Annotated in this window: 9 protein-coding genes and 3 tRNA genes; 7 read left to right on the top strand and 5 right to left on the bottom strand. The window is 50.6% G+C overall.

The window, feature by feature from the left end; translation table 11 throughout:
* The first annotated feature begins 83 nt into the window (after nt 1-83).
* Nucleotides 84-1145: a PLP-dependent cysteine synthase family protein gene (locus EHW58_RS03060; RefSeq protein WP_069588008.1), complete on the top strand. Its 1062-nt coding sequence runs from the start codon at nt 84-86 to the stop codon at nt 1143-1145.
* A gap of 148 nt (nt 1146-1293) precedes the next feature.
* On the opposite strand, the gene dbpA is transcribed toward EHW58_RS03060, so the two are convergent.
* Complete coding sequence (gene dbpA / locus EHW58_RS03055; RefSeq protein WP_152794734.1) at nt 1294-2676, bottom strand: ATP-dependent RNA helicase DbpA; 1383 nt, start codon at nt 2674-2676, stop codon at nt 1294-1296.
* 243 nt (nt 2677-2919) lie between these two features.
* Here dbpA and EHW58_RS03050 point away from each other — a divergent pair, with 243 nt between their 5' ends.
* Together EHW58_RS03050 and queC are read left to right on the top strand one after the other, a co-directional pair.
* Complete coding sequence (locus EHW58_RS03050) at nt 2920-3351, top strand: acyl-CoA thioesterase (protein ID WP_370517139.1); 432 nt, start codon at nt 2920-2922, stop codon at nt 3349-3351.
* Nucleotides 3352-3531: 180 nt separating this feature from the next.
* On the top strand, nt 3532-4227 hold the full coding sequence (queC, locus tag EHW58_RS03045) for a 7-cyano-7-deazaguanine synthase QueC (RefSeq protein ID WP_152794731.1): 696 nt from the start codon (nt 3532-3534) through the stop codon (nt 4225-4227).
* Nucleotides 4228-4300: 73 nt separating this feature from the next.
* Here queC and EHW58_RS03040 read toward each other — a convergent pair whose 3' ends face one another.
* Nucleotides 4301-7450 (bottom strand): multidrug efflux RND transporter permease subunit, encoded by a 3150-nt coding sequence (locus EHW58_RS03040; protein ID WP_152794728.1) that lies wholly within the window; start codon nt 7448-7450, stop codon nt 4301-4303.
* The gene (locus EHW58_RS03035) at nt 7450-8571 is read right to left on the bottom strand and encodes an efflux RND transporter periplasmic adaptor subunit (protein ID WP_152794725.1); all 1122 of its coding nucleotides are present in this window, start codon (nt 8569-8571) and stop codon (nt 7450-7452) included. Before EHW58_RS03035 ends, EHW58_RS03040 begins: the two co-directional genes overlap by 1 nt.
* Before the next feature lie 286 nt (nt 8572-8857).
* Here EHW58_RS03035 and EHW58_RS03030 point away from each other — a divergent pair.
* From EHW58_RS03030 to EHW58_RS03020, 3 genes are all read left to right on the top strand, one after another.
* Nucleotides 8858-8942 (top strand) — tRNA-Tyr (locus EHW58_RS03030).
* Between the two features lie 21 nt (nt 8943-8963).
* A tRNA-Tyr gene (locus EHW58_RS03025) sits at nt 8964-9048 on the top strand.
* A gap of 22 nt (nt 9049-9070) precedes the next feature.
* A tRNA-Tyr gene (locus tag EHW58_RS03020) sits at nt 9071-9155 on the top strand.
* Nucleotides 9156-9211: 56 nt separating this feature from the next.
* Here EHW58_RS03020 and EHW58_RS03015 read toward each other — a convergent pair.
* Nucleotides 9212-10189, bottom strand: coding sequence for a glutathione S-transferase family protein (locus EHW58_RS03015; protein ID WP_152794722.1), 978 nt, complete (start codon nt 10187-10189; stop codon nt 9212-9214).
* A gap of 210 nt (nt 10190-10399) precedes the next feature.
* Here EHW58_RS03015 and EHW58_RS03010 point away from each other — a divergent pair, with 210 nt between their 5' ends.
* Nucleotides 10400-10753: a DUF4168 domain-containing protein gene (locus EHW58_RS03010; RefSeq protein ID WP_046073635.1), complete on the top strand. Its 354-nt coding sequence runs from the start codon at nt 10400-10402 to the stop codon at nt 10751-10753.
* A gap of 47 nt (nt 10754-10800) precedes the next feature.
* Here the strand turns inward: EHW58_RS03010 and arsJ are convergent, their stop codons facing one another.
* On the bottom strand, nt 10801-12024 hold the full coding sequence (gene arsJ / locus EHW58_RS03005; protein ID WP_152794857.1) for an organoarsenical effux MFS transporter ArsJ: 1224 nt from the start codon (nt 12022-12024) through the stop codon (nt 10801-10803).
* Nucleotides 12025-12087: the final 63 nt, after the last annotated feature.

The raw sequence follows: 12087 nt of genomic DNA, 5'->3' as shown, positions 1-12087 counted from the left end.
GTGGCATTATAGAGCAAAAATAGCAAGGTTTTTATCCCACTCTTTACATAAACTGGTGCTAATTACGCATTCGGAGACGCATGATGACAACCTCACATCCTTGCCATACTTGGGTCGGTAACGCGATTCGCCTCATTGAAGCCGACTTTAAACGCTCTGCAGATACCCATTTAATTAAGCTCGATCTCCCTAGCTTTACGGACATTGATATCTATCTGAAAGACGAAAGCACTCACCCAACCGGCAGCTTGAAGCACCGCTTGGCGCGTTCTTTGTTTTTGTACGGCTTATGTAATGGTTGGATTGATGAGCACACTACCATCATTGAAAGCTCATCGGGCAGCACCGCCATTTCCGAAGCGTATTTTGCCCGTTTGCTTGGTTTACGTTTTATTGCCGTAGTGCCCAAAAACACCGCGTGTAAGAAGATTGAGCAAATCCGTTTTTATGGCGGTGAAGCGCACTTTGTCGAGCGGTCAGATCAGATCTATGCCGAGTCTCGTCGCCTTGCTAAAGAGCTCAATGGCCATTACATGGACCAATTTACCTATGCCGAGCGCGCGACCGATTGGCGTAGCAATAACAACATTGCCAACCGCATATTTGATCAAATGCAGTACGAGCGCTTTCCGATCCCTCGCTGGATTGTGATGAGCCCGGGCACCGGTGGCACCTCAGCGACCATTGGCCGCTACATTCGCTATCGCTGCCAACCGACTCAGCTGATGGTGGCCGATGCTGAACATTCGGTGTTTCACGATTACTACCTCACTGGCGACAGTGCATTAACCACCGATAAAAGCAGTCGCATTGAAGGGATTGGACGGCCACGTGTCGAGCCCAGCTTTATTCCCGGCGTGATTGATAGAATGACCACAGTGCCGGACACTCACAGTATCGCCACCATTCACTGGCTAGAAAGCCAACTTGGCCGCAAAGCCGGCGCGTCCACCGGTACCAACCTGTACGGCGTCTTGATGCTAGCAAATGAAATGCGCGCCAACGGCGAAAAAGGCTCTATTGTCACCTTGCTATGTGACAGCGGCGAGCGCTACCTAGACACCTATTACAACCCTGATTGGGTACGCGAGCACATTGGGGATCTCGACCAAGCGACCCATGATTTGCAGACCTTGTTGGGTTAACGCATCATCGTCTATACAGCGTTTGATAAACAGGCGCATTCATATATAAATCAGGCGTAGGAAGTGCGGATAGATGGCTTTGTCACGACTTCTGTTCAGGGTTCGAGTTTTGTATGCGTTCCCACGCAGGAGCGTGGGAACGAGTAAACTAAATCCGACGAGCGCGAATAGTGCGTCCTTTAACTTTTCCATCATTGAGTTTACGCAACGCGGCTTTAACGCAGGATTGGGACACAGCAATAAACGCCACATTGTCGAGCACATTGATTTTTCCGACCTGCTTACCGTCAATGCCCGCTTGACCAGTCAGCGCGCCCAAAATGTCGCCCGCGCGCACTTTTTGCTTTTTACCTGAGTCAATCATCAAGGTTGCCATCTCAGGTTGATAAGGCGCAGTGTCGAGCAAGTGCTGCGGCGGGAGGGCTTCGGGGAGAAAATCACGATCATATTGATCGCCAATCATCGCCAGCTTATAGTGCTCGGCATCGTTATATAGCGAACACGCCACCCCTTTTTTGCCAGCGCGACCGGTACGGCCGACGCGGTGTACATGAGTTTGCGGATCGTGGGCGAGTTGATAGTTGATCACCATATCCATGTCATCAATGTCTAAGCCTCGCGCAGCCACATCAGTGGCCACCAGCACGGACGCACTTTTGTTGGCAAATTTTACCAAGGTGCGCTCACGGCCACGCTGTTCAATATCACCATGCAAAGCAACGGCGCTAAAACCATCATCTTCTAGGTTATCGCAAACTTGTTGTGTTTGAGCTTTGGTCGTACAGAACACCACACAGCTTTGCGGCTGAAAATGTAATAACAGTAGCTTTAACGCTTGATAACGCTGATTGTTGTCATCGACTTTATAAACGTGTTGCGTGATTGTACTTTGCGTTTGCACCTCATCCACTTTAACGGAGACAGGATGGCTCAGCACTCGCTGGGCAATCGCATTGATCGAGCGCGGGAAGGTAGCGCTAAATAACAAGGTTTGGCGATGAGCAGGAACACTCGCAATGATAGCATCCAAGGTATCTTGGAAGCCCATATCCAGCATCTGGTCGGCTTCATCCAACACCAAGGTCTCAACATCATCAAGGCGCAAGGTGCCTTTGCGTAAATGGTCATCCACACGCCCTGGAGTGCCGACAATAATGTGTGCACCATGCTCCAATGAGCCAATTTGTGGGCCAATCGATACGCCGCCACACAGCGTCAGTACTTTGACATTATGACGACCACGCGCCAACTTACGCATCTCAACCGCCACTTGCTCGGCCAGCTCACGGGTTGGACACAGCACCAAAGATTGCACGCGAAAACGTTTCACGTTCAGTTTGGCTAACACGCCCAGGCTAAACGCCGCCGTTTTCCCCGAGCCGGTTTTTGCTTGGGCAATAATATCTTTCCCACTAAGCACAGACGGTAAGCTCTGCGCCTGAATGGGCGTCATGTGCGTATAACCCAAGGTTGCTAAGTTATCGAGTAAATCAGCAGGTAACGCAAGCGAGGAAAAAGCGGTATCAGTCAAAGTCGTATCCACAGCAAAAGTAAATCATGCCGCGCCCAAGCACGGCCAAAGGGTGCGTATCATACCAGAGTCTTATTGCTGCCACATTAATCGATTAGCGTCACACATCCTGATAACCACTTTGTCGACTCATGTGTTTTGTTACGTCATTGTTAGACAAAGATCCGTATTTATACCTGCGCGACTTGTCTTGTGATTGGGCTTGGTGTGCAATCAAGGCACACAATTAAGGAGGATTGTCTTGTGGCAAATATCCCAGTAGAAAACTACCCGCTCTCTCATACGCAGGCGATTGTCTGGAACGACATGGATGCCATGCAACACATCAATAACACCGTGTACTTTCGCTATTTTGAAGATGTGCGCGTGGTGATGCTTGAAAAACTGGAAGTATTCGAGCTAGCCAAACGGCTGCATGTAGGCCCCGTGGTCGCCTCAACCCGCTGCGATTATCGCGCCCCTTTAGTGTATCCAGATACCATCACCACCGTCGCTTGGGTCGAGGATATTCAAGAAAAGCGCTATGCGATGAAGTATGAAATCTACAGTCACAATCAAGAGCGCTGTGTGGCCGAGGGCGAGGCCTTGATTGTCTATTGCGATTTTAAAACCGGTAAAAGCTGCCCCATCCCAGCCGAGACGCTCGAAGGGTTAAAAGCCTTTGTGGCGAAATAGTAAGCATAGAGACAAGCACTGCGCGTTGCCTGATGCGCAGTCAGCCGTTGAGCCATTGGGACATTTGTTCCTTGGCATCATGATGACTCAAAAGCTTCTGGCTTGCTGTCGATACCGCACAGGGGTACCATCCGTGCTCTGTGTAACACTGGGTAAGTAGCACCGCCAAAGGACAAACCAATGAAAAAAGCCGTTGTGGTATTTAGCGGAGGACAGGATTCAACCACCTGTTTGATTCAAGCGCAGGCAGAGTACGACGAAGTGCATTGCCTCACGTTCGACTATAACCAGCGCCACAAGCAAGAAATTGATGTTGCCCGTGAGATTGCTGCAAACCGCAGCGTCAGTGCGCACAAGGTACTGGATGTTGGTTTGCTCAATGAATTGGCGATTAGCTCGCTCACACGCGACAATATTCCTGTTTCCAATGCACTGAACGAAAACGGCCTGCCCAATTCCTTTGTGCCGGGTCGTAATATCTTGTTTTTGACTTTGGCGGGCATTTACGCCTATCAAATTGGCGCTGAGGCGGTGATCACCGGTGTCTGCGAAACTGACTTTTCTGGCTACCCAGATTGTCGTAACGATTTTATTCAATCAATTCAGCAAGCCCTTGAGCGCGGCATGGATAGAAAACTCGCCTTAGTCACACCACTGATGTGGCTGAATAAAGCCGAGACTTGGGCACTGGCCGACCAGTATCACGCCCTCGATTTTGTACGCGACCACACCCTAACCTGTTATAACGGCATTAAAGGCACTGGCTGTGGCGAGTGTCCAGCCTGTCACTTGCGTCAGCGTGGCTTAGATGAGTACCTCGCCAACCAAGCAGAAGTACAAGCGGCGCTGCAACGCAAACAAGCCGAAAACGCGTAATGGCGCAGCGACAAGAAATAAAAAACCGCCTCATTATGAAGAGGCGGTTTTTGTATCGAGAATACAACAGCAGTTATTTATGCGGCTCATCATGCGGATGGGTATCAAACTCACCATGACTGGCCCGATGCACAGTTTCCACCGCGAGCGCCTTATCCAATTGCTGCGCCACATACTCAGGCGAGTGAGTATGAATGGAGAGTAAGCGATACATCGCAGGGATCACCAGCAAGGTAACAAAGGTCGCAAAGGCCATGCCGGTGAAGATCACTGTCCCAACCGCAATACGACTTTCCGCCCCCGCGCCAGTGGAGAGGATCAGTGGGATCATCCCTGCCAAGGTGGTAAACGCCGTCATCAGAATCGGTCGCAAGCGACGGACTGACGCATCGATAATCGCTTTATCAAATGCAATGCCACGGTCACGCAATTGGTTGGCAAACTCCACGATTAAGATACCGTTTTTGGTCACCATCCCAATCAGCATGATCAAACCAATTTGGCTGTAGATATTGATCCCTTGGTTGGTCAGCCACAGGCCTAAAAAGCCACCTAGCATCCCCATGGGCACCGTCAACATCACCACCAAGGGGTTGATAAAGCTTTCAAATTGCGCCGCTAACACCAAGTAAGACACCAAGAGCGCTAAACCGAACACCACCAGCACACTGGTTTGGTTGTCACGAAAATCTTTCGACTCCCCTGAATAGCCCACCGAGATATCGGCCGGCAGGTTCTCAGCCGCGATTTTATCGAGATAATCGAGTGCTTGACCCAGTGTCACATCCTCGCCTAAATGCGCCGATAAGGTGATCGACTTTTGCTTGTTGGTATGGCTTAAACGCTGCGCGGACGCTGTTTCTTCCACCGTGGTCACTGCATCCAGCGAGACTAACTTGCCGCTGCGGCTACGCATATAAATACGGGTAAGATCCCCTTTGCTGCTAAAGGCCTTTTCATCGCCGCGTACATACACATCGTATTCTTCACCACGATCCACATAGCTGGTCTGGGCCCGGCCACCAAGCATCACCTCTAAGGTATCGGAAACATCCCGCACCGAAATCCCAAGTTCAGAGGCGCGACGACGGTCAACTTTCACTACCAGCTCAGGGGTGTTTTGGTTGTAGTCGTAATCCGGGCTGTCAATCACACCCGCCTCGCGGCCCATTTCGCCCAATTTCTCCGCCCAGCGATGAAGTTCAGGATAGTCTGGACCACTTAACACAAACTGCACGGGCTCTGAACTGCCGCCCCCAAAGCCAGGCGCAAACGGGAACACTTGCACATCTGGCACACCATTTAACACCTGCCGGACTTCCGCCAAGATATCTTGTGCGGAGCGGTCGCGCTCATCCCAATCCGGCAATAGCATGATCACGAAGCCTGTTTGATCCCCAGCTCGGCCACCAAACGCTGGTGTTTGTAAGCTAACCGAGCTCAGAGTACCCGCATCGACCAAGGGCATTAAGCGCTGCTCAATTTGCTCAATGTTGCCCACCATACGGTTGTACGCCGTGCCTTCCGCACCACGGACAAACGCCAGCAGCACCCCGCGATCTTCTTGTGGCACTAATTGCGATGGTAAGTGCTGCATCAACACGCCACTGCCGCCAATACAGAGCAAGATCACTACAGGTGCCAACCAACGCCAGCGCAGTACATGCTCCAACGCCCGGCGATAGTAGCCTTCGAGCACATCAAACCCACGGGTGATAGCACGGTTCACAGGACTGGATGTTACATTTAAGCGCAGCAATTTACTGCCGAGCACCGGCGTGAGGGTCAACGCTATTAAGGACGAACAGAGCACGGTGACGGCGAGCATCACGGCAAACTCGGTGAACAACTTACCAATCATGCCATCCATGTAGGTAATGGGGAGGAACACCATCACCAACACCGCGGTGGTGGCGATCACTGCAAAGCCCACCTCCCGTGCGCCACGGTAAGCGGCCACCAAGGGTTTATCGCCTTGTTGTAAGTGGTGGAAGATATTTTCGACCACCACAATGGCATCATCCACCACGAGGCCTATCGCGAGAATAAGCGCCATTAAGGTCAGTAAGTTAATCGAAAAGCCCATCGCTGAGGCAACGATAAAGGCGGATATCAAGGATACCGGCACAGTCACTGCTGGGATCAAGGTGGCGCGCGCTTGGCCGATAAAGATATACAGGACTAATACCACCAGCGCCCCAGTGATAAAGAGGGTGCTATACACTTCCTCAATCGAGCGCTCAATAAATACCGTAGTATCGTAATCCACCCAAAGACGCGTACCTTCGGGCAGGAAGGCCTGCATCTCATCGACAAGCTTATGAGCGCGGTCAGAAATATCGAGCGGATTGGCATCGGATTGTGGGATCAGCGCTAAACTTAAATTATTGATACCATTGTTTTTATAGGTGGCATCTTCGTTGCGTGAGCCAATGGCCACCTCCGCCACATCCGACAAATAAATCGCAGTGCCGTTCGCCGTGGTGCGCACCACCAGTTGTTTAAAGTCCTCTGCGTCACGATATAAACGATCGCTACGCACCGGCATGGTCATCACGTCATTGCGAATTTCCCCGCCCGGACTCTCTAAGTTTTCATCCCGCAATGCATCAAGAATATCTTGGGTGGTGACACCGTGCCCCGCCATTTGGGTGGGATCCAGCTTCACATACATCACTTTATACAGCGCGCCGTATAAATCGACCGAGCTCACCCCAGAGATCAAGCTGAATCTATCTTCCAGCGTACGTTGGGCGTATTCCGTCAGTTGGTTGCGGTCCATCTCTGACGAGGCCAAGTTGATATAAACCGCCGCTTCGCCAGTGCCGTTGTCTTTGTACACAATCGGATCATTGGCATCATCAGGCAATCCCCCTTGCGCGCGCGCCACGGCATCACGCACATCACTCACCCCCTCGGTCAGCGGGTGATCGAGTTTAAATTCCACCGTGATCCGTGATGAGCCATTGCGGCTGACCGAGGTGATTTCTTCAATGCCGCTAATGCCGGAAAGCTCATCTTCAATCAACTGCGTGACTTGGCTTTCCATAATGCTGGCCGAGGCGCCAGAATAGCCGGTGTAAATACTCACCACCGGGCTATCGATATCAGGCATCTCACGCACGGACAAGGTCGAGAAAGAAACCGCGCCAAAGACACATAACAGCAAACTCAATACGATCGCCATCACTGGCCGTTTTACCGAGACATCAGACAACCACATTAGCTGGCCTCCGTCTCAGACACGGTATCATCGATACGGCTTTGGTCATCTTCTGGATTTTTCGGTGCTTCCGCATTTAATACAGACACTTGCGCACCATCGCGCATATTCACCAAACCTTGCACCACAATGTGCTGACCGGGTTCAAGTCCTTTACTCACCACCACTTGGTTATCAATCCGCGCGCCAAGGGTAATTTCAGTACGATGGGCAATGCCTTCGTCATCAACGCGGAAGACATAGCGACGCGTACCGGAATACTGCAGAGCTTGCACAGGCACAATCACCGCTTGCTGCTCCGGCAAGGTCAGTTTCGCCTCCATCAGCATGCCGGGCTGCAATTGGCGTTCAGGGTTATCCAGCGCAACGCGAACACTGACTGATAGCGCGTCTTTATCCACCCGAGAGTCCACCACGCTCACCGTGCCGGTAAAGGCATCATCGGGATACGCTTGCGACGTGACCGCCACTGGCATATTGGGATAAAGCAGTCCGACGTATTGCTCTGGCACCTGAATATCGAGGTTCATGCGTGACAGGTTGTCGAGACTAAAAAGCGTTTCGCCCACATCCACGCGCTGGCCGACGCTTAAATCAAACAAACCAATGCGACCGGAAAAAGGCGCGATTAAACGATGATCATCTAAATCAGATTGCGCCGATTGCAAACGGGCCTTGGCAATATTGACGCTAGCTTGCTGTGCATCCAACTCGGTTTGCGTCAATGCGCCGCGCTGCGCTAGCTTAGTGTACTCTTTTAGCTTACGCTGTTCGTCATTGAGATAGGCCGATGCTTCCAACACCGCAGCTTGGGCTTTGGCACGGTTAAAAGTCACCAAAGGGGCTCCTTCTTCAACCGTCTCCCCAGGTTTCACGTGCACCGTTTCAATACGCGCCGACACTTCCGATTCAATATCAATCTGCTGATGGGCTTTAACATTGCCCACCAACGACAACGACGGCGCAATGGGTTTAGTTTCGACTTGCGCTGTCACCACATCCACACTTCGTGCACCCGGTGGTGGTGCAGAGGCTTCCTCGTTCGAGGACTGTAAACCTCCCCACTGCCAGAACGCGACACCTGCCAACACCACGACGCCTAATAGCATCCCTTTTTTCATTAACTTGTACCTTATAATTTGAATAGCACCAGTGTACCGATCTGCTTTTTTTTGTCCTTAAAGAATTGTAAAGACAGTATTTTTAACGTTATTTCATAGCGTTTTGCGATAAAGCGAGACGAGAATAAGACTGTTAACATGCGGGCAGGTTTCAAAAAACGTCGAAAAAGCACACTTTACGTTAATTATCACCCGCAAGACGCTGAAAAAAGCACCAACCACTAGCCTGGATTGAGAAAACCCTTTACAGCTTCAATCGGTTTGGTAAGATTCGCCTCGTCTCTGTGGTGGAGTTCCCGAGCGGTCAAAGGGATCAGACTGTAAATCTGACGGCTCAGCCTTCGAAGGTTCGAATCCTTCCTCCACCACCATTTTATAAAGCAAGACTCCGTGGTGGAGTTCCCGAGCGGTCAAAGGGATCAGACTGTAAATCTGACGGCTCAGCCTTCGAAGGTTCGAATCCTTCCTCCACCACCACTTTTACAAAGCAAGACTCCATGGTGGAGTTCCCGAGCGGTCAAAGGGATCAGACTGTAAATCTGACGGCTCAGCCTTCGAAGGTTCGAATCCTTCCTCCACCACCATCTTAAAGGGCCAGCATTTGCTGGCCCTTTTTCGTTGTTTTTTGTCAACGGCTCAATCACTTGCCACGAGAGCTGACTGATGCACGCCCATGCGGCGACCACAAATCTTGCTCTGGTCCTTTCGGCACAATGCGCGTCGGGTTAATGTTGCCGTGGCTGTAATAATAATGGGTTTTGATATGGTGCATATCGACTGTCTCTGCCACGCCTGGCACTTGGAATAACTCTTTCATGTAACAGAATAAATTGCAGTAATCGGCAATACGTTGCTTGTTACACTTAAAATGGCCCACGTAGACGGGGTCAAAGCGAATTAACGTTGTGAACAGCCGCCAGTCTGCTTCAGTAATCTGATTTCCGGCAAGATAACGATTGCGACTTAAATGATCATCCAACACCGTCAATGCAGTGAATAACTGATCAAAGGCTTCTTCATAAGCCTCTTGTTCGGTGGCAAAGCCACATTTATAGACGCCATTATTCACATTGGGGTAAACAAACTCGTTCCACTGATCAATCGCCGCACGCAGGTTGTCTGGGTAATAATCGTCATGATTGCCCGTCATACCATTAAACGCCGAATTAAACATTCGAATAATGTCAGCGGATTCATTACTGACAATCGTCTGAGTTTGCTTATCCCATAAAATCGGAACGGTGACTCGACCGGTGTAATCAGGCTTCGCGTGGGTATAGAGCTGATGGGCATAGTCGTATCCATACAGCGGCTCTGGCTCAGAAAACGTCCAGCCATGTTCTAGCATCTCAGGCGAGACGACCGTAACCGCTATATGAGGCTCAAGCCCTTTTAAATGGCGCATAATCAGGGTGCGATGTGCCCATGGACAAGCAAGAGAAACATAAAGATGATAGCGGCCTGATTCAGCACTAAAGCCCGCATCGCCACTTGGTCCAGCTTGGCCATCAGCGGTCACCCAATGACGAAAGCCCGCGTCTTCACGGACAAATCGACCACCCGACGACTTGGTGTCATACCACACATCATGCCAAATACCGTCTATCAGTTTTCCCATACGTCCTCCTTTTTTACTATCAGCAGTATAAGAAGCGCGCTAAGGAAAGTCGGCAGAGCAACTTGTTGGAGTTATTCGAAAAAGCTGAACAATCCTTACAGTATCAACAATGTCATGGTCTTGTGAGAATTTGTCTGATTGCTTTTTCGCGTTTGACGGTCACTCTCCATCTCTTTTAGGGTGACCGTGATAAATAAAAGGAGAGTATTGATGAAACGTTTACTAGCGACCCTATCTTTTGCGTTTGTTGTTGCAGCCAGTCTGCCAAGTTTCGCTGCCAACGAAACAAACGAACTGTCAGCGGATCAGCTGACCGACCAAGTGGTAAGCAGCTACGCAGAGGCCGCTGAACAGGTGGTTTCAATCTCAAAAGATTATAAAAGCAAGCTTGAGAGCATTCGCAGTGAAGAAAAGGCGAAAGCGCTAATGGCGGAGACGCAAAAAGAAATGGCGCAAGCGATTGAGGCAACGGGCCTAACGATAGAAGAATATAACGCTGTTTTTCGTCAAGCACGTGAAGATAAAGAGCTGCAGAAGAAAATCAGCAATATGCTCAACGAGTAACCGCAGTTTGAAACAGGGGTAAGCATATCCATGCTACCCCTGTTTATTTAAGCTTGGTCTGTCGAGACAGCCGTGTTGGGGAGCCCTAGCGAAATCACAGTAGTTAGAACTAGAAATGCGAAAGACACCCAAAGACACGCGGCGAGTCCCCATACTTGGAACACCCAACCGGATAACACAGTACCAATTAAGCGTCCCATGGCATTCGCCATATAATAGAATCCTACATCCAGCGACACACCATCGCCTTTGGCGTAGCTGACAATCAAGTAGGAATGCAGTGAAGAGTTAATCGCAAAGATCGCTCCGAACACCATGAGTCCAACGATAATCACCCCTTGCGGATGCCACTGTTCGCCAATTGCATAAGCAATGACTCCCGTCACCATCGCCAGTAAACATGCCCAACCGAGCGCCGCCTTACCACCCGGCGAATGGCCAGATTGGCGCCCAGTGATTTTCGGCGCAATGCCTTGCACCATGCCGTAAGCGATCACCCATAGCGCAAGAAAGCCGCCCACCGCACTGTGGCTCCAACCAAATGTGGTGCCAAGATAAATTGGCAAGGCCACCACAAACCACACATCTCGCGCGCCGAAAAGGAACATCCGTGCCGCTGAGAGGATATTCACGCTTCGAGACTTAGAAAAAACTTCCGAAAACTTGGGCTTACTTTTAGCTTTTCCCAACTCTGCATTGAGCGACACCACACTGCCGATAAACACCAAACTCAACACGCCAGCCATGGCTGCCACCGCGTACTGAAAGCCAATCAGAGAGAGCAATGCGCCACCAACAAAAAAGCCCACACCTTTGAGTGCATTCTTCGAGCCGGTCAAGATCGCAATCCACTTAAACAGCGCTCCCTGTGCGTTGTCAGGCACCAAGGTTTTAATCGCGCTTTTGGCGCTCATTTTATTCAGATCTTTCGCAATCCCAGACAAGGCTTGAGCCGCCATTACCCAGGGAATGGTGAGCCAAACGGCTGGCACGGCTAACATGGCAAGCGCGATAATTTGCATGCCAAGGCCAATATTCATGGTGCGATTAAGGCCTAAACGCGCACCGAGCCATCCACCGATAAGGTTGGTGACCACGCCGAAGAATTCGTAAAACAAAAACAGCGAAGCGATTTCTAACGTGCCGTAGCCCAGCTCATAAAAATACAGCACCACCAGCATCCGTAGTGCTCCGTCGGTGATGGTAAAATTCCAATAGTTAAAGGTGACCAGCATATACTGGCGCACAGATTGGCTTAATTGAGCAAACATAGTGGTCATCGATTCACATACAAAAAAGGGCGATGCGGCACGGGGCACGCATCGCTACCCTAT

This window comes from Salinivibrio sp. VYel1 (assembly GCF_009377945.1).
In the GTDB taxonomy this organism is placed as follows: Bacteria; Pseudomonadota; Gammaproteobacteria; order Enterobacterales; family Vibrionaceae; genus Salinivibrio; species Salinivibrio siamensis.
This window is presented reverse-complemented; position numbering and strand designations above follow the sequence as displayed.